General features: G+C 38.5%; 16 protein-coding genes and 1 rRNA gene. 4 read left to right on the forward strand and 13 right to left on the reverse strand.

Annotated elements, in window-relative coordinates:
• Positions 1 to 35: 35 nt before the first annotated feature.
• Complete coding sequence (locus ASE55_RS10740; RefSeq protein WP_056219081.1) at positions 36 to 965, forward strand: AraC family transcriptional regulator; 930 nt, start codon at positions 36 to 38, stop codon at positions 963 to 965.
• A gap of 163 nt (positions 966 to 1128) precedes the next feature.
• Here ASE55_RS10740 and ASE55_RS10745 read toward each other — a convergent pair whose 3' ends face one another.
• The 11 genes from ASE55_RS10745 to ASE55_RS10795 form a co-directional block, all read right to left on the reverse strand.
• Positions 1129 to 2457 carry a hydroxymethylglutaryl-CoA synthase family protein gene (locus ASE55_RS10745; RefSeq protein WP_056219084.1) on the reverse strand — a complete coding sequence of 443 codons (1329 nt, stop codon included), beginning with the start codon at positions 2455 to 2457 and terminating at the stop codon, positions 1129 to 1131.
• A 149-nt stretch (positions 2458 to 2606) separates the two neighbouring features.
• Complete coding sequence (locus tag ASE55_RS10750; protein ID WP_056219087.1) at positions 2607 to 5120, reverse strand: M1 family metallopeptidase; 2514 nt, start codon at positions 5118 to 5120, stop codon at positions 2607 to 2609.
• Positions 5121 to 5360, reverse strand: a complete 240-nt coding sequence (locus tag ASE55_RS10755) for a hypothetical protein (RefSeq protein ID WP_056219091.1) — start codon at positions 5358 to 5360, stop codon at positions 5121 to 5123.
• Positions 5361 to 5363: 3 nt separating this feature from the next.
• The gene (locus ASE55_RS10760) at positions 5364 to 6683 is read right to left on the reverse strand and encodes a serine hydrolase domain-containing protein (RefSeq protein ID WP_056219095.1); all 1320 of its coding nucleotides are present in this window, start codon (positions 6681 to 6683) and stop codon (positions 5364 to 5366) included.
• 387 nt (positions 6684 to 7070) lie between these two features.
• Positions 7071 to 7310 (reverse strand): heavy-metal-associated domain-containing protein, encoded by a 240-nt coding sequence (locus ASE55_RS10765; protein ID WP_056219098.1) that lies wholly within the window; start codon positions 7308 to 7310, stop codon positions 7071 to 7073.
• Between the two features lie 44 nt (positions 7311 to 7354).
• On the reverse strand, positions 7355 to 8149 hold the full coding sequence (locus ASE55_RS10770; RefSeq protein WP_056219101.1) for a thymidylate synthase: 795 nt from the start codon (positions 8147 to 8149) through the stop codon (positions 7355 to 7357).
• A gap of 189 nt (positions 8150 to 8338) precedes the next feature.
• Positions 8339 to 8800 carry a hypothetical protein gene (locus tag ASE55_RS10775; protein ID WP_238585038.1) on the reverse strand — a complete coding sequence of 154 codons (462 nt, stop codon included), beginning with the start codon at positions 8798 to 8800 and terminating at the stop codon, positions 8339 to 8341.
• A 113-nt stretch (positions 8801 to 8913) separates the two neighbouring features.
• Positions 8914 to 10263, reverse strand: a complete 1350-nt coding sequence (locus tag ASE55_RS10780) for an alpha-amylase family glycosyl hydrolase (protein WP_056219103.1) — start codon at positions 10261 to 10263, stop codon at positions 8914 to 8916.
• Positions 10264 to 10513: 250 nt separating this feature from the next.
• Positions 10514 to 11107: an IS1096 element passenger TnpR family protein gene (locus ASE55_RS10785; RefSeq protein WP_056219107.1), complete on the reverse strand. Its 594-nt coding sequence runs from the start codon at positions 11105 to 11107 to the stop codon at positions 10514 to 10516.
• A gap of 129 nt (positions 11108 to 11236) precedes the next feature.
• A complete protein-coding gene (locus ASE55_RS10790; RefSeq protein WP_056219110.1) occupies positions 11237 to 12268 on the reverse strand; it encodes a sensor histidine kinase in 1032 nt (343 codons plus the stop codon).
• Between the two features lie 51 nt (positions 12269 to 12319).
• Positions 12320 to 12997: a response regulator gene (locus tag ASE55_RS10795; RefSeq protein WP_056219113.1), complete on the reverse strand. Its 678-nt coding sequence runs from the start codon at positions 12995 to 12997 to the stop codon at positions 12320 to 12322.
• A gap of 191 nt (positions 12998 to 13188) precedes the next feature.
• On the opposite strand from ASE55_RS10795, the gene ASE55_RS10800 reads away from it, so the two are divergent.
• The 3 genes from ASE55_RS10800 to ASE55_RS10810 all read left to right on the forward strand — a co-directional run bounded on the left by ASE55_RS10800 (position 13189) and on the right by ASE55_RS10810 (position 18429).
• Positions 13189 to 15825 carry a TonB-dependent receptor plug domain-containing protein gene (locus ASE55_RS10800; protein WP_056219116.1) on the forward strand — a complete coding sequence of 879 codons (2637 nt, stop codon included), beginning with the start codon at positions 13189 to 13191 and terminating at the stop codon, positions 15823 to 15825.
• A 39-nt stretch (positions 15826 to 15864) separates the two neighbouring features.
• On the forward strand, positions 15865 to 17085 hold the full coding sequence (locus ASE55_RS10805) for a hypothetical protein (RefSeq protein ID WP_056219119.1): 1221 nt from the start codon (positions 15865 to 15867) through the stop codon (positions 17083 to 17085).
• A gap of 177 nt (positions 17086 to 17262) precedes the next feature.
• Positions 17263 to 18429: a hypothetical protein gene (locus ASE55_RS10810; protein WP_056219123.1), complete on the forward strand. Its 1167-nt coding sequence runs from the start codon at positions 17263 to 17265 to the stop codon at positions 18427 to 18429.
• 185 nt (positions 18430 to 18614) lie between these two features.
• Here ASE55_RS10810 and ASE55_RS10815 read toward each other — a convergent pair whose 3' ends face one another.
• Both ASE55_RS10815 and rrf read right to left on the reverse strand, forming a co-directional pair.
• Positions 18615 to 18989, reverse strand: coding sequence for a hypothetical protein (locus ASE55_RS10815; protein ID WP_056219126.1), 375 nt, complete (start codon positions 18987 to 18989; stop codon positions 18615 to 18617).
• Between the two features lie 321 nt (positions 18990 to 19310).
• A 5S ribosomal RNA gene (rrf, locus tag ASE55_RS10820) occupies positions 19311 to 19417 on the reverse strand.
• Between the last annotated feature and the right edge of the window lie 178 nt (positions 19418 to 19595).

The following is a 19595-nucleotide window of genomic DNA, read 5'->3' on the forward strand; positions in this document are numbered from 1 at the left end:
TATTTGGGTAAAACAGGCACCAAACCTATTCAGCAATGAACAATTCTAAATTTTTACTCCATACCCCTGAATTAAAGCGTCAGAACCAGCTGTTGCACCTGGTTGAAAACCAGACTGTATTCAATATGAGCAATTGTGAATTCAGCATTTATGAAACGCATCAGGCATCTTTTGACGTAAAACTGCATTTTGACACCATCGCTTTTACAGCCATGCTCCGCGGGAAAAAACACATGAAGCTGGAGAACAAGACCGGCTATTTTGATTACCTTCCGGGAGAAAGCATGCTGGTAGCACCGGGGGAAACGATGGTGATTGACTTTCCTGAAGCTGATGAAACGCCGTCACAGTGCATTTCTTTGAGGCTGAACCCTGAATTTATTGAAGATTCCCTGAACCATTTAAATTATTACAGCCCGAAAGCCGATGAAACATCGCAGTGGAATATTGAGCTGGATGAATATTTCCTTTTCAATAATCCGTCCCTGGCTTCTGCTACCAACAACATTATGCGGATTGCCATGGACGACAATTCACAAAAAGATATTATGGCAGATTTTGCACTGAAGGAACTGCTGATCCGCCTGATGCAGACACAGGCCAGGAGCATGGTGGAAAAAAACCGGGCCAAACACAAATCAAGGATCAGTTTTGTGGTTGATTACATTAGGAAAAACCTTCATCAGAAACTGTCGGTGGACAGCATTGCAAAGATGGCGTATGTGAGCAAATCCAATTTCTTTAAAATGTTTAAGGATGAGCTGGGCACTTCCCCCAACGAATTTATTCTGTACGAAAGAATAACCAGGGCCAAAGAGCTGCTCGCAAGCCGGAACAGCATCAAGGAAACCGCTTACCAGACCGGGTTTTCGGATACCAATTATTTTACAAGGGTATTTAAGCAGCTGGTAGGGACCACCCCTAAAAGTTATCAGGATCACATCATATTTATCAATAACAACTGATTATGATCCCACCCAAAGATATTATCGAATATGTATTAGGGGTTAAAATCAGCAGGAAAGCAAACCTGATTATTAATTTATCGATTTTAGCCTTTGTTATCTTAACGGTATTACTCATAAAAAATAAGCACTCCGGCTGAAGTGCTTACTTTTTTTATTGGTTTTACTTTTGATCCTCATAATATCTTGCTCCTTTCAGAACCGGATTTTGCGATTCGATATATTTTAATCCGAAGCCTTTATAATCTTCATTGACGGATTTTTCCAACTGTTTCCGGTGCAGTTTTTCATACGTTTCAAAATCAATGGCGGTTCTGTTCTTTAAGCTTTCAAACAGGTTCCATTTCCCGGCCACTGTTTTCCAGTTTTCCGAAATTCTCCCGGCAAAGACTTTTGATTTGGAGCCGCTTCCGTAACCCAGAAACCCGATTTCTTTTCCGGCCAGCTCTTCATTTTCATCAAAAGAAACCTGTAGGGCCGAAAGCAGAGCCATAAAAATAGAAGCCGTATACATGTTGCCGATTTCTGATGAAGCCCTCTGAGACTTTTCGATTTTATCACTGATGAACTGAATATACTCCGGTGATTTTGCCACGGCTTTCTGTTCTTCCGGATTTGAATAGGGAAGTCCGTTTTCCAGGCTGTAAATTTCCGTGAACACCCTTTTGCCGTGAAAAGCATACGGAAGATGGAAAATCAGGTATTTCCAGTTTTCATAAGGCTTTGTTTTTCCGGTAACCTGCTTGTAATGGTCATACGCTTCCCGGATTCTATCCTGGTAGCACTGATTGGAATACTGCCCGTCAAAAACCGGCTCGTCGGTAAAAATTTCTATTTTATCCGGGAAATTTTCCGGCGCATTGATGAGGTCCTCTTTACTGAAACTCCGCCTCGGCTTGAAAAAATCAAAAACACTTTCTGTGGCAATGCCCCAGTTGTTTTCAATTTCCAGTAAATCCGGTTTTGCAGAAACCAAAACAGCAACAGCACCTCCGCCCTGCGTGTATTCCCCGGAAGAATCCAGTTCGTATTTGGCATAATCGCTGGCAATGACCACTGCTTTTTTATCAGGGTTGGCTCTTACGAAATCCAATGAATTGTGAAGCGCATCCACCGCTCCGATGCAGGCGAAAGTCATATCAACAACGTCACAGTTTTTAAAGCACCTTTCCCCGAATTCCTGCTCCAGTACTTTTTCAACCATCTGCATGGCATAAGAAGCTGTAGGTTTCGCAGCATCCAAAGCACTTTCCGTTCCCAGGTAAATTCTGGATAGGTCTTTGGGATTAAGACGGTAATCTTTTATTAATTTAAGTAAAGCTTCCGCAGCAAAAGTAGCTGCGTCTTCATGCACATCAGGAAGTGCCATTTTATGCAGGCCCAATCCTTTTTCCAGCTTTGCAGGTTCGATCCCTCTTTTCTCCGCCAAGTCTTTAATTTCCAAATATAATGAAGGTATATAAAAGCTGGCTGCTTCAATTCCGAAAGTCATAGTGTTAAATTTTATACGAATTTAAAAAATGTAAACGTTTAACCTGTTATGATATCTGACCGATTTTCAAGAAAGAGTGTTAAATTGTAACATTAAACCAAAAAAGCACCTCTTTTCAGAAGTGCTTTTGAATTTGAGAGGCTATTCGATTATTTAAAATCTTCTATGGCCTTATTAATGGCATCAATCTGTTTGTTGATGCTTGCTGCATTCTGAGGATTCTGTCTCAGCAGCTCTACTTTTTTATTCAGTCCGTCTTTCAGCATCTGGGAAATCATCATTTTTACCTGAGGATTGTCTCCCATCTGGCCTTTTGCCTGCATTACTATTTTTGTAATGCTTTCTGTTGCTTTAAGATTATCAGAACTCATAATCCAGTTATACCCTTCTTCTGCAGATTTTCCCAATTCCGGATTCTGGAATTTAATGAAGGGATAAAATGCCACCAGCTGAGCAATATTGGACATCTGGGAAGTCACTTTATTTTTCACGACAATCGGCAGCATCTGGCTCATTAAAGTTTCGGATGCTCCGTCAAGGTCTATCTTTTCTGCCAGAGCACTTGCTCTCGACGGGTCAACAGCCACCACGGCACTTACGGAATTGCCTTTCACGGCATTTGAAACGGCATTAACTCCTTTTTCAAAAACCGGAAGGTACTTTTTGTCTTTTGTTTTTGCCAATGCTGAAATTGCCGCAGCCTGCACTAATGTTTTCGGGTCATTTGAAGCCAGTTTTTCAACATCGGAACCCAGTGCTTTAAACTGTTCAGGATTTGAAAGGTCCATTAACTGTAAAGCCTTAATCCTTGTTCTGAAAAAAGGGTCTTTTAATGCTGCTGCCAGTAATTTCGTTGCTGCCGGATTTTTTCCTGCCTGGTCTTTAATCCCGTTCAAAGCATTGTACCTGCTTTTGAATTCTTTGGAACCGGTAAACTGCATCAGGTACTGTTCAGGTGTTTTGGTATCGGTAATTTCTGCCAGTAAAACACCGTCTGCATTGATATTCACCAGGTCTGCATTTTTGGAAACATCGAAACTGAACGTATTTTTTGCGGCTGCATTCACCCAGACATTGTATCGTTTAGGTTTTCCGTTATCGTAAACATCGATAGCGATTGGAAATTCAAACGGCTGTTCCTGAGTCTGGTCAAGGGTAACGGTAATCTGTTTCTTAACCGGTTCAAATGTGTAGGAATAACTGATTTTCGGGTTTCCGCTTCCGAAATACCACTGGTTAAAGAACCAGTTCAGGTCTTTTCCTGAAACTTTTTCAAATGATAACCTCAACTGATGGGCTTCTGCATTCTGGTATTCATAGGTTTTCAGGTAATCCTGAATTCCTGCAAAGAAGGCATCGTCACCCAGGTAATTTCTCAGCATATGGAGGATTCCGCCGCCTTTCTGATAGGTAACCAGATCAAATACGTCTTCACGGGAATCATAATCAAATCTTACCAGATCTTTTTTGAAATCGGAAGGATTGTGGATGTAATTATTCACATCTTTCATCTGATGATAGTCTGCCTGGTCTTTTCCGTACTTGTATTCATTCCACAGGTATTCGGAATAGTTGGCAAAAGACTCATTCACAGTAAGGTTGCTCCAGCTTTCTGCCGTTACCAGATCCCCGAACCAATGGTGGAACAGTTCATGGGCAATGGTATCTTCCCAGGTATTTTCGTCGATTAACTGTCCCGGTTTCTGTAAAATGTCGCTTCCGTGTAAAGTTGCTGTTGTATTTTCCATCGCACCGCTTACATAATCCCTTCCGGAAATCTGCGCATATTTCGCCCACGGATAGTCATAACCAAGCTTTTTAGAGAAAAACTCCATCATTTCCGGTGTATTTCCGTAAATCTGTTTAGCGTATGGCTCATATTCTTTTTCGATATAATAATCAACCGAAATATTTCTCCATTTGTCTTTCACCACCGCATATTCGCCTACGCCCATGAAGAACAGATAGGTAGAATGTCTTTTATCCATTACCCAATGATCGGTTCTCAGGCCGTTTGCTTCTTTCTGTGACTCTTTTAATACCCCATTGGAAAGCGTTACATATTTGTCAGGAACCGTCATGTAGATTTCCTGGGTGGTCTTCTGGTTGGATTTGTCTATGGTCGGGAACCATGCAGAAGAAGATTCCGTTTCGCCCTGCGTCCAGATCTGGGTAGGCTTGTCCGCATCTTTTCCCTGTGCATTGATGAAATACAATCCTTTGGCATCATTGATAGCCGCACTTCCCTGTTGTTTTACTTCATTCGGACGGGCCGTATATTTGATATAAACCGTATAATCCTGATTTTTCTGATAGGTCTTATCCAATGTGATTTTTAAGACATCATCTTTATAATCATATTTTAAGGGTGATTTTTTGCCTTTATTATCCAATGCAACTTCCTGGATCAGCATTCCTTTTGCATCAAGTACCAGTTCATTGGCAGGATAAAAGTACGGTGCAGCGGTAAGCCATTCTTCCCCGTTCATCTGTTCTTTCTGATAATCGAAATTTACCTTCAGCTTGGTATGCTTCAGTTCTGTTACTTTGGTATGGGTAGCCCTGTAGACTTTTTGCCTTCCTGAAGTTTCGGTTTGCGCTGCTACATTTCCGGAAAAGAAAATCCCTCCCAGGATAGCAATCGTTAAAACGGCTTTTTTCATTTATGTATTACTTGTTTTAGAATTATTTTTAGTTAAAATGTCGAAAATATCATTCACCACAGTCTCATAATCTCCTTTCTTAAACTGCTCTTTGGTTTTGTGGAATGCTTTTTTCAGTTCGCTTTCCGGATTTTCGTCATCGATGACTTCTACAGTATCCACGCCTTTCATCTGAAGGATGGCATTTTTCAACGCTTCAAGATCGGCAGCCTGTTCGGTATTGATTTTTAAATATTTCATTTTTTATTCTTTTGTAAAAGTTGTTTTTACGCCTCCCTGAATGATATCAAACTGTTTTTTCTCAGGACGAAAATTGATCACGATTCCTGAAATATCAAATTTAAAACTGGTTTCAGAAGTAGCATCCAGTGGAAACGCGCTCTGCCCGGTAGCCTGTCCCATTAACTTTTTATCCTGAATAAAGATATTGATCTTCAAAGGCATGTCTCTGCTTGAATAGGTTCCGGTAAATTTCTGAAGTTTGCTTTCGGCAATCTGGACAGTCTTAAAGCCCGGCATTTTAAAATCTTTGCCTTTTGCCGTGAGCATCATTTTTTCAAAAATTTCATCCGTATCCATATCAGCCTGGTTTATGGTATAACTAACAGCCAGTTTCTCATCGGGAAAATAAAATACTGCTGATATGAAGCCATCGATTACCCCATTGTGGCCGAATCCTGAACTTGTATCATCAGGTAGTTTCACCAGTCCGTATCCGTAACCGTCAATAAAATTCTTCATTTTATCAACATTCGATTTTTTAATAAGTTTCCCCTGTTCCAGTCCGGTAATGAATGTTATAAGTTCAGTAGGCGTTGAGATGATATTTCCTGCACCGGCCGGGACACTCATATGCGTTTCGGGTAACCTGTGATAGTTTTCGTTGGCATACAGATAAGATTCCGCCTGATTTTTTGAAGTGTCAATTTTCTCTCCGACTCCGGTTAAAGTCAGTTTTAAAGGCTTCGCAATTTTATCTTTAATTAATTCTGCATACGGCTTTTTATATACTTTTTCAAGAATAAAACCCAGCAGAATATAGTTGGAGTTGCTGTATTCATACTTTGATCCGGGCTCAAAGTCACTTGCATATTTTTTAATGGTATTGATTAAATCTGCCTCCGTCTGTGGTTTCATGTAATACTCCGCAAATTCAGCCTTATTCGTCAGATTCTGAATGCCCGTTCTGTGCTGTAATAACTGTTCAATGGTAATTTTACCTGCATTTGGAATCTCCGGGTAGAAATCTGATAATTTCCGGTCTAAGGAAATCTTTTTATCTTCCACTGCTTTCATAATCAGAACGGCAGTAAAAGTCTTGCTGACTGAACCCACGCGGTACCGGGTATTCATATTGGCCTTCTGCTGTTTCTCAACATCGGAAAATCCAACTACTTTCAGAAAATTTGTCTGATTTTTATCGGTAAAGGCAAAACTTCCCATCACCTTATGATGCACGAACAGGGAATCAAAATAATTCCCCAGTTTTTCCTTAATGTTATTCTGAGAAAAAGCAATGCCCGAAATGCTTATCGCCGAAAGAAAAAGTAACTTTTTTAACATGCACTGAGATTTAATCAATAGGTTGAAAAAATCCGGTGAATGTTACAAAAAAAGTGAAGTTTTGCGCTTCACCTTTTTTATATTCTATTTATTAAACAGTCTCTCAATATTCTCCGGATTGCCTTTGGAAGGAAGAAATAATAAAAGCTCTACATCATCTGTTTTAACATCGAAATATACTTTAACCTGTTTTTTTCCCAACAGTGCAAACCGCAATTCGCTATCTGAATCTATGGTAGGATACGAGACTATTCTGTCTTGAAATGACTCAATTAAATTATCTATCCCTTTTAAATAATTTAATTTCCTTTTTAGTCCAGTGCTCACTTAAAAAATCAGTGATTTCCCTAAGACTCTCAATCGCAATGTCAGAAAATATTATTTTCATCATTTCTTAAAAATGGAATCCATTAATTCTTTGGAATATTCCTGATATTCTCCATTTTTAATTTGACTGCAACTTCTTTTAATTATTTTTTTAAACTCATCAGAATTTTCAGTTTCCTCCCATGAATCAACTTTATCATTTTCAGAAACCTCAATACTGTTAACCCCTTTTATCTGGGATAAAAGTTTTTTGATGAAAGGAACATCTGCGTATTCGTCTAGACTGATTTTAATTTCCATACTTTCTGAATTTGAATTAAAGTTAATGAAATTATTACTAAAAATTAAATCGCAACAGGTGCTTTGATCCCCGGATGCGGATCGTAATTTTCAAGCGTAAAATCTTCAAAATCAAAACTGAAAATATCTTTAATTTCAGGATTTAATTTCATGGTCGGGAGCGGCCTTGTTTCTCTTGACAACTGTCTGTTCACCTGCTCAAAATGATTATTGTAAATGTGCACGTCCCCGAAACTGTGGACATAATCCCCCACTTCCAGATCGCACACCTGCGCCACCATCATCAACAGCAATGCGTAGCTGGCAATATTGAAAGGCACTCCCAGGAAAACATCAGCACTTCTCTGGTAAAGTTGAAGGGATAATTTTCCGTCTGCTACATAAAACTGAAACAGCGCATGGCAGGGAGCCAAGGCCATATTGGGAATTTCGGCAACATTCCATGCGGAAACGATCAGCCTTCTGGAATCCGGATTTTTTTTGATCTGATCAATTACCTCTGTAATCTGGTCGACCACTTTTCCGTCTGCACCGTTCCAGCTTCTCCACTGTGCACCGTAAACAGGACCCAGGTCTCCGTTTTCATCTGCCCATTCGTCCCAGATTGAAATGCCGTTGTCTTTTAAATATTTAATATTGGTCTCGCCTTTTAAAAACCAGAGCAGTTCATAAATAATCGATTTCAAATGCACTTTCTTGGTCGTCACCAATGGAAAACCTTTGGAAAGATCATACCTAAGCTGGTATCCGAAAACACTTCTGGTTCCGGTTCCCGTCCTGTCGGTTTTGTCTGTTCCATGGTCTACAATATGCTGTAAAAGGTCTAAATAATTCTGCATTCTGAAAAGCTGTTTTATGGCTCAAATTTAAAGAATCTAAATCAAAAGACCGAATAAAAACCATTCATTTTGCCAATACCCTCTACTGCTGTATTCTAACTGCTGAACTTAATTTAAGTGTAATAGTAAATCGATTTTGATTAAATTATTCAGAATGATTTGAACTTCAACTGCTATTCTGATACAGGTTTACCAGATTTCCTCAATGGTCTGGCTGATTGTATTGATAAAGAAACTCTGTCCTTTGCCCAAGCCTGTCATAGCTTTTACCAAAGGAGATTCTGCGGACACCGTCATTATTTTCTGATTGTCCAGAACGATTTCCCCAACCGAAGCGGCAATATAAAAAAGTCCCTTATCGGTTTTTACCAAAGCGCCGTTCTGTACTTTTGATGAGGGTTCGGCTGATATTTTCTGAATCAACAGCTGCTGGTTCAGCGTTTCATTCAGCTGCCTCTGAAGATTATTGATCTCCTGCTGAAGCATCTCGCGGCCCGTCTCATATTTATCACCCATTGAGCTTTTGGTATCATTGCTTGAGGCTCTGGTTTCTGTAATCAGATTTTCGAAGTTCTGAATTTTCCCGGTGATTTTATTTCTGACGATTTCTGCTATTTTAGATTTATCCATACGGCTTACGGCTCTGTTCATTTGGCAAACATTCAAATGTATTAAATAATTTTAATATTGAAGATAATATGATACAAAAGCAGGCTGCCATTCATTCCGGCAGCCTGTTGCTTGTTTATTTAAAAATTCAGTTTTTATTTTTCAAAAACAGCAAAATCCGAAACTTTGAAATTAAAGGCCTTCCCTGCATCAAAGTTCTTTTTCGTTTTATCAAAAACATTTTTGAAGGTTCCGGATACCTGTCCGTCTTCAATGATGAAGTTGACGGGTTCTTTTGACATATTTAAAACCACCAGCACTTCATCTTTCCCGTTTTTCCTCAGGTAAGCTAAAATCTTATCGTTGGCTGTGGTGTTCAGAAAATATGTAGTTACCTCCAGATCTCCTCCTCTTAAGGCCGGGTTTGAAGATTTAAGATTGAATAACATCTTGTAGAAATCTGCAGATGCATAAGTGCCGTTCCATGCGATAGGGTCTTTTTCAAAAAATTCCAGCCTTTTCATATTGGGAAGCTCCTGACCGGAATAGAGCAAAGGAATCCCATTCCAGGTAGCCGAAAATACAGCCATCGGTTTGGTAATATCCCCGTATTTTTCATACTCTGTCCCGTTCCAGGAATTTTCATCATGATTGGTAGTAAACCATGCCCTCATAGAGCCGTCCCCGATTTTTGAATATTGCGTTAACAAATCTTTAAGTTCCTGAAGCGGCTGGTTTTTCTTATAATAATCTTCGGATTTATGCATCCACTTCCAGGAATAACTGGCGTCAAAAACTTTTCCATAATCCGGATTTTCAAGTTCATCATATTCCCCTATCCAGAAAAGAGGCTTTATTTTTTCAACTTCGGGACGGGCCTGCTGCCAGAAATCCACTTCTACCCATGAGGCAAGGTCACACCTGAAGCCGTCAATACCCGTTTCCCTGATCCAGAATTTCATGGCATCAATCATGGCGAGGCGCATTTCCTGATTTTTATAATCCAGTTCAATAATATCATCCATTCCTGAAGCAACATGGAATTTCCCGTCCGGATCTTTCAGATAAAATTCAGGATGCGTTTTGGTCCAGACATGGTCCCATCCGGTATGGTTGGCCACCCAGTCGATGATTACCTTGAATCCTAAGCGGTGTGCTTCATTCACCATGCGTTTAAAATCTTCCATGGTCCCGAATTCCGGATTAATGGAGGTATAATCTGCTGCGGCATACTGGCTTCCAAGGCTGCCTTTTTTGTTTTGCTGTGCAATGGGTGTAACCGGCATGAACCAGAGGGTCTTTACGCCCATAGATTTCAGTCTCGGCATTTCTTTCGCAAAAGCATTGAAGGTTCCTTCTTTGGTATATTGTCTTACATTGACTTCGTAAATATTGGTTGTATGTTTCCAGTCTTTAGGCAAATCTGTCATATCGTTTTTTATATTTTGAGTAGTGCACGAAGCCATTCCCAGGCTTATGGCTGCAATTAAAATTAGCTTTCTCATTCAGTCCCTTTTAACAAAAATAACAATTGTGACTGAAAAAAGGCCATGATAAGGCGTGAATTTTATGTGAAAGAACAATTAAAGCAGGCAAAATGACTGCTTAAAAGCGGAAGATAAATTTAAATGCAGTTCCATCATCAATGGCGGCATTTCAACTTACTGAAAGTGGCAAACGATAAATGTTTACTTGTTATCTTTAAAAAGAAACCCCGAATTTTCATCCGGGGCTGTCTATTATTTTTGTATTTGTTTATCTTTCGTCTTCGTTGTCTTCTTCATCAAAAACGTCATCGTTGTAATCGTCTTCTTCCTCGTCATCAAAATTATCGTCATCCTCATCTGCAAAGTTTCCGCCTGCTACCAGATCATCATCAAAACCGAAATCATCATCCAGTAACGGCATGGCCGATTTCTTTTTGGATCCTCCCGCAGCACTTTTAATCGGTGCTTTCATAGGAACATTCCCGAATCTGTATACGGTGATCGGATAATTAACACCTTTGGTTTCATCAATAATTTCCACCAGTTCGCAGAAGAATTCCCAAAGGTCAAGAAGACCGTACTGGAACTGCGCCTTGTTTCCTGTATTTTCGAAAGCTTCGTCAATGTACACATCCGACATAATTTCGCCGTCGCCATCGTCACTCATATCTTCCAACGGGACACTTTTTATGATTGTACCGTCTTCTTCCAGCAGATTAAATGTAGAAAGCTCCTCTCCCTGCAGGCTGAACGCGCTTTTAATACCTAAATGTAAGTTCCATAGCGTCTGTTTCCCTTTAACTTCGATATCCCGGAAAATATCTTCTTTTGCATCTAATATTACGCGGATTTTGTAAACCATCAGTTTTAAATTACTTTTTGCCTTTATTATTATGATAAATCTCTATTGCAAATATAAAATAAATGAGATGGGACAAAAAAATATTTATTGATTTTTTAAAACATTTTTTTTGCTTACATTTTGCCGGAGCTATTTGCTTTTTTCAAGCATAAAGCTGAATTTCGTCCCTTCAAGATAGACACTTTCTGCCGTTATGTTTTCGTTATGGGCTTCAAGAATATGCTTTACGATGGCAAGACCTAGTCCTGAACCGCCTTCTCTCCTGCTGCGGCTGGTTTCTACACGGTAAAACCTTTCAAAAATCCTCGGCAGGCTTTCTGATTTGATTCCCATTCCGTTGTCTATCACCTCTATTAAAACCTTATTTTTAAGAATGCTTGTTTTTACGACTACTTTTGCTTCCTGGCGGTTGGCATAATGTATTGCATTGGAGATCAGGTTGATAAAAACCTGTGATATTTTCTGCTTGTCTGCCTCCACAAAAATCTGCGGGTGCAGGGTCTGGATCTGTAACGTGGCATTGTGCTTTTCCGCTTCCAGGTCCAGAAGGTCAAAAATTTCCTTGATCAGTACATTAACATCAAATTTTGAAACGGTCAGGTTGATTTCTCCTGCTTCCAGACGGTTGATCATGTCAAGATCGGTAACAATGGCAATAAGGCGTTCAACGGATTTATCAATCCGCTCCAGGTATTTATCCCGGATTACCAGATTATCGACACCACCGTCGCGCAAGGTTTCCACATAACCCTGAATGGAAAACAAAGGGGTTTTAAGCTCGTGGGAAACATTGCCGATGTACTCTTTACGGTAGCTTTCCATTTCCTTCATCATATCAAGCTCGGTGATCTTCTTCTGATTGAGGTCTGAAAACCGCTCGCCTAATTCTTTGATGGTGATATTTTCATTATCATTGGTAACAATTTCCTGCGGCAGGATCCGTGAAAGACCGCGCACCTGTTTTTTGCCGTAATAATTAAAGAGCAGCTCCAGTACGATGTAATTGATGATAAAAATAAATACAAGGCAGATGAACAGCCCGATTTTGAAGAAAGGGGTACTGTAATAGATATCCTTCAGCGAATCAAAAATGATTACTAACAGGAACATCACCAGTGTCAGGAGACAGGAGGCGACAAGGGTAAGTCTGTAAAATTTCAATTTTACACTGTTTTAGGGTTGATACGTAAAGGTAAGAATTGAAACTGAGTATTAAACAATAAGTTTATACCCAATTCCTTTTAATGTCTGAATCGTATTGATTCCCAGTTTTTCTCTTAATCTTCTGATGTGTACATCAATGGTTCTTTCTCCAACAATAACATCATTGCCCCAGACTTTTTCCAGAATTTCTTCTCTTTTGAAAACTTTTTCGGTGTTTGATGCCAGTAGGTAAAGAAGGTCAAATTCTTTTTTCGGAAGAAGGAACTGCTGCCCGCTTTTAGAAACCCTGAAGTTGTCCTTATCTATAATAAGATCACCGATTTCAATAAGCTTGGCATTATCTGATACCTGAGAGGTCAGCTGCAGCAAAGCATTGACTTTGGAAATAAGGATTTTCGGTTTAATCAGCTTAACGATATAATCATTGGCACCTGCCTGGAATCCCGCCAGCTGCGAAAACTCTTCGCTTCTTGCTGAAAGAAATACAATTAATGTTTTCTGAAGCTCCTTGATCCTGCGAAGTTCCTGACAGGTTTCTATCCCGTCTTTCTCCGGCATCATTACATCCAACAGGATCAGATCAGGAACAATTTCTTTTGCCTTGTCAATACCTTCGTTACCGTTGGTGGCTGTATAGATATCATAGCCTTCCTTTTCCAGATTGTAAGACAGGATTTCTAAAATATCCAGTTCATCGTCAATCAGGAGGATTTTCTTTTGGTTCATTTTTGATTTTTACGAGTCAAAGTTAATAATATTTTAATCACAGTTTAACAAAACGGGCATCGTTCACATAAAGTTAACAATAATAATCTTTTCTTAATGTTCAGTTAAGAAAAAATTAAATTTCGCTAAACCATTTACTCGGCTATTCTTTCATTCCTTTGCAGCGAAAGAATATAGTAAGAAGAAAAGAAATGAATTTTAGAAAACTGAGTATCGCTGTTTTGTTTTTAACAACATCCGGAACTGTACTTTACGCTCAAGAAACCAAAAGCGACACCATCAAGAAAGAAAAGAGAATTGAAGGTGTAGTGATTCAGGGAAGCAGTAACAGGAAAACGGAAACCGCAGTTCTGGTAGAACAGAAGAAAGCAATCATTCAAAAGCAGGCTGTAAGTGCTGAAGAAATTTCCAGAAAAGGGATTTCCAACGTTGAGCAGGGTCTTACGAAAGTAACCGGGATTACCACTGTAGAAGGAAGAGGGCTTTTTGTAAGAGGTCTGGAAGAAAGATACAATTATCTTTTAATTAACGGCCTCGGATCTCCCTCCAACAACCCGTTCCAGAAAATCATTGCTCTAAAGCAGTTCCCGACAGACGTTGTGGGCAAGCTTAATATCTATAAAACATTCAACTCCAATTTATACGGCGACTTTGCCGGAGCGACTTTCGATATCGAAACACTGACCATTGATAAGGCTTTTTCCAAGATAGAATTTGGCGTAGGTGTAAATACATTGAGTAATTTCAGAAAAGGATTTAAGGTTTCCGAAAATGCTGATGGATTCAAAGGCTATTCAGGATTGAATTCTGATGACAAGCAATTACCATCTTCCATTGAAAATTCAAGACCAAGCAATTATAGATTTTCCGCAAATGAATCTTTATCACAGTTTAAAGATACTTGGAATGTAGATGAAGTAAGGTCTTTGCCTAATACCAGTATAGGATTCACTACTGTTCAGAAAATTAAAGCTGGTGAAACCGGAACCTTGGGTATCTTATTTTCATTAAATCAGAGTTCAGAATACTCTTATAAGGAAGGAGCTAAAAATCAGTTCAAAGATTTTGGAGGTGTTATTAATCTTAACAATGATCTTCAGAGAAAACAATATAATTACGAACTTGAATCTTCTGCTTTATTAGGTTTTGGTTATAAAAATAAAGGGACAGCCATTAATTTAAATGCTATGTTCCTGCAAAACGCAAATAATATCATTGAAGATTACTACGGGTACAAGAACAATCAGGTACAAAACAGAGATATTGGATTCTTCCGTACTAACCAGCAGGATTTGTCAAGATTTCTTAATATTCAGTTGACAGGTTCCCAGAAATTAGGAGAAAGACAGCAATTGAAAGCAGGGGGAAGTTATGTAATTAATAACTACAGCCAGCCGGACAGAAAAATATTAGAAGGGAGCAGACAAGACCTGAATGGGAATGTTCTACCTGATAATCAATTGCTCTTAGCTTATGGAGGTAATAATATTATCCGTCAATATCTCGATGTAAATTCAAGATTTTACGGATCAGCATATGGTGAATATTCTGTTTTCTTAGGAGAGAAAGGTGATAAAAGAGAATACCCTATGCAATTATCAGTAGGTTACAACGGATTTGCCGATCTTAGGAAAACATCTTACCGTTTCCTTTTCGGAAAACCTAATGGAACCGCAGGACAAAGTTTCTTAATTGACAAGAATTCTCCTCAAGAAAAATTCAACCAGGATTTAGCAAATAACTTATTCTTTTTTCAGGAAGAAACAGATCCATCCCTTTTCTTCACCAGTATGTATCAGTTCGTAAATGCAGGGTATATCAACTTCAACTATAAACCTTCTGAAAGTTGGGACATTTTACTTGGAGGCAGATATGAAAATGATATGACACTAATCCGCTTTTCTGAGCAGGGTGCAGCCCAGAAAACGAATTTAGATAAAGAAAGAAATTTATTTTTACCGTCAATTTCCATTAAGAATGCGCTTAATAATAAGAATAACTTAAGGTTCTCTTTCAGCAAGACCGTTACACGTCCTGTCCTAATTGAAACGATGGAAATTACTTATATCAATCCGGATAACGAAAGTATTAAAGGTAACCCGAATATTCAGATCAGTGACAACTACAATTTAGATTTAAAATGGGAATACTTTCCTACCAGTAAAGAAATGTTTGCTGTGAATTTATTCGCCAAAAGAATTAACAATGCTATAGAAAGGTCATTTGTTTCTTCAGGAGATGCTAACGGTGTTACAGTTACTTACTATAATGCTAAAAAAGCAGACTTAGCGGGTGTTGAATTAGAAGGTATCATCAGTTTAGGACGTCTTTCCGAATCACTTGATAAATTTACTCTTGGAGCCAATGCTACCTTCATGTATACAGATGTCGAAAGAAGTGACGAGCAGCTGCAACTGGAAAAACCTAATCCTGAATATTATAAAGGAGATTTACATAAGAGAGGTCTTCAGGGAGCATCTCCATATACCATTAATGCAGATTTGAAATATGAGATGAAAACAAAGAATAATCTAAGCAGAACTTTGTCTTTGGTTTACAATGTTTCGGGATCAAAAATATATGCTGTAGGTACTTCGGGATCTGACAATTATTATGAAAAGCCTTTTAGTCAGTTAGATTTTATTTATCAGGAACAAATTACTAAAAACTGGAATGTAAAGGCAGGTGTTCAGAATATTCTAAACAACAGATACAAGATCTTACTGGGTGACAACAGCTATTATGACGTTCAGTCAAACGGAAATAATATATACACAGACTACTTCAGAGGAATAAATTTCAATCTTACAGTAGGATACACTTTCTAATTCTAATCAATTCTTATAAAATAAATAAATATCCATAAAATGAAAAGAAGATTTTTACCATTAGTATCGTTAACTTTTGCGTTAACACTAGCCTTAAACTCATGTACTGTAGAAGTTAATGACGGTTTAGGAGAAGGTACAGTAACAACACCAGGTACTACGGAAAGCGTGTTAAGCGGAAGCGGAACATTATCAGGAACTATTTCAAAAGACCTTTTGATTAAAAAAGGAAATTATATATTAAAAGGTATTGTAAAAATTACAGGTAATGCTACGCTTACTATTGAAGCTGGTGCCAATTTTACTGTTGATACTTCTACAAACAGCAGTTTAGTAATTTTGCAGGATGGAAAAATCAATGCGGTAGGTACAGCTTCAGAACCTATTGTATTTACTACAACCACTAAAACGCCTGGAGACTGGGGTGGAATAACACTTTACGGATCAGCTCCGATTAAAGCCATTAACGGTACTTCGACAGCTCTTTCTGAAGACGGCAACAATGTATATTATGGTGGTAATGATGCAAATTCTAACTCTGGTACCATGAAATTTGTACGTGTAGAATATGCAGGTAAAAAAATCGGTGACGGTACTTCTGAAACCAACTCTATGACTTTCTATGCTGTAGGAGCAGGTACTACACTTGAAAACTTGGTTTCTTATAAAGGTACAGATGACGGATATGAATTCTTCGGTGGTACTGTAAGTGCTAAAAATATTATTTCCTATGGAAATTATGATGATTCCTTTGACTGGCAGGATGCATGGAGCGGGCAGAACAACACCAACTGGTATGCATTCCAGACAGGTGTGGGTAACTTCGGGATGGAAATTGAATCCTCAAGTAATATTGATAATGTAGCTCCAAAAATTTCAAACATTACATTAATCAGAAATGCCAATACAAACCCTGAAACAGCAAACTCTCCTGAGATTTCAGCAATTCAGTTCAAAAAGCAGGGAACCGGTATTTTCTCAAATGTTTATATCAGCGGTTATAAAAATATCGGAACTCAAAAGGCATATTCTGTTCTTATCCAGGATGCAGCTACTGAAACAAGTCAGGTAAATACCAATAAAGTAAAAGTTGAGCCTCTTACTTATCTGAATTCTGATAATGCAGGAGTATGGGGATATGCTTATACCCCGAACGGTGCAAAGACTTTCACAAATACGGCTACCGTTACCAAAGTAATTTTAACGCCAGGAGCATGGGCTACCGTAGACGGAGTTAACCTTTTAGCAGGATTACAATAGTCAGTAATTAGTTTCTTCATATTAAATTCAAACAGCATCGGAAATTATTTTCCGGTGCTGTTTGATTATAGGTAGAAAACATATATTTGGATTGGGCAATATAAAGAAAAGATGTAATTTCGCTTTTTAAATACAGGCGTTCAGATCATTCCGCAAAAAAATAAAATTAAACTTGTTATGAAGAAAAACTATATCCCCTTAATACTGTCATTCATGATGATCAGTGCATCACTTGCTGTTAACTCCTGCAGTAAAGAGGAAGATGACACGGCAAAAATCGATGTTGTAGGAATCGCACAGGATCCGGGCAATTTTAAAGGCGATGTAACTAACGGGCAGATCGTAACGCTTGATGCTACCAAAGTATATGTGCTCAACGGAGCGGTCAGGGTAAAAGACGGAGGCAAGCTTATTATTCCTGCAGGAACAAGAATTGTTGCTACAGCAGGACCGACTTCTTATCTACTGATAGAACAGGGCGGACAGATTTATGCCAATGGGACCACTTTATCCCCCATATCGTTTTCATCTTCTGCAGCTACGCCGGGAAGCTGGGGTGGCCTTGTAATCTGCGGAAGAGCTCCGGTGAATACAGGAACAACCAATTCTTCTGAAATTGGGAATTCATTATACGGAGGGGCTTTAACGGCTGATAATTCGGGGTCATTAAGCTATGTAAGGATTGAAAATGCAGGTGCTGATTTTGCAGCCGGTAAAAAATTCAACGGTTTTTCTCTGTTTGGGGTAGGAAGTGATACAAAAGTAGATAATATTGCGGTAATAAACGGTGCGGAAGACGGGATTGAGCTTTACGGAGGAACGGTAAATATTTCCAATATCATTTCTGTAGGAAATGAAGATGATGCATTCAGTTGGAAAGACGGCTGGACCGGAACAGCCTCCAATATATATACAAAAAGAAAAACAGACGGTACGGAAAATACCGGAATAAAAGGAATAAATAACACTTCCAATGCAGATGCGTCACCCAGATCAAATCCAACCATCAAAAATGTGACGCTGCTGGGCGGAACTGCCGGAGAATCCAATGCGATAAGGCTCTATTCAGGAACGTATGCCACACTGGACAATATCGTGGTTTCTAACTGGACAACAGGAATTGCTGTAGAAAGTGATCCAACAGTGACCCGTTTCAACGGCAAAAAGAAAATTACAAATTCTTTCTTTGATACGAATGTGACGACAAAAGTTTCCTTCAAATCAACAGCAGGAACTAATGTAGCTGTTATTGACACTACATTTACGGTGAAAAATGATGCTACAGGTGCCGGAAACGGAATGGGAAGCCCAGCCTGGGCCACAGGATGGTCTGGTTTGCAGTAATAGTAATCTGTTATAAATAAAGAATCTGTTTCAGGTGAAACAGATTCTTTATTTTGATATGTGTGATTATGATATTTTATGATTTCTAATTCTGAGTATACAATCTCATATCACTAATGATGGTATTACATTTGTTAATAAAGCATAACATCCTGATCTTACTCTCACGTATATCATACTATCTATTAGTCCCAATCAACATCAAGATGTTGATTCTTGATTTCTTTTAATATTTTATAATTATTTTTTAGTATTAAATTATACCAATCATTAGGTAAAATAACATCGTAATCTAATACGTATTCAGATAAATTTTCTGGCCATATCCAAAACCCATCAGTAAGTAATAGAAATTCTCCAGATTGTTCAATATGATTTTTAAATAAATGTGGGAAAACTATTTTACTAGATGCAGCTACAGTTCCCCCGGAGCGTAAGTACTGAATTAATTTATCTTTATCATATAATTTATTGATCTCTTTATTTCTATAAAGATTTACAGAAGGATAATCTTTGTATTGGTTTCCATGTTCTTTCCAAAACCCAAATTCTTTATACATTTTTATTTCATTTTGGACTAAATTTAATCATTTTTCCAGTATTTACTGAAGAAGTAGCACCTACGCTTAGTCTTTCGCTTGGATGGGCCTACAATATATTATTTGGTGCAGGAACTAAATATTGCAGATACAGGGAGAATTGCCTTTAAGATTAAGCATAGCTATGATACTGTGCTATGCTATTGGTACTTATGTTTATCTAATACTTATTTGGTGCGTATTGCCTATAATTCAGGCTAATGAAAGATTAAGTTCTATTTATACGGTATGTCTATAACGCAAAAACTCCTTCATCGGAAGATGAAGGAGTTTTAAAATAAAGACTGGCGGCGACCTACTCTCCGCTTTCGCAGTACCATCGGCGCTGGTGGGCTTAACTTCTGTGTTCGGAATGGGAACAGGTGAGCCCCACCGCTAAAACCACCCTAAAGGTTGTATATAAGAGGTGAGAGGTTAGTAATTAGAGATTAGTAAATACTAATTTCTAATATCTAGCTTCTAGCTTCTTTTTTATCGGTAAATATCATCACAAAGGCAAAACCATTGTTGCACTTATAAGGCTTGTTGGTTGTAACCAATAGGCTATAAATCTACGGGTAATTAGTA

The organism is Chryseobacterium sp. Leaf201 (genome assembly GCF_001421435.1).
In the GTDB taxonomy this organism is placed as follows: domain Bacteria; phylum Bacteroidota; class Bacteroidia; order Flavobacteriales; family Weeksellaceae; genus Chryseobacterium.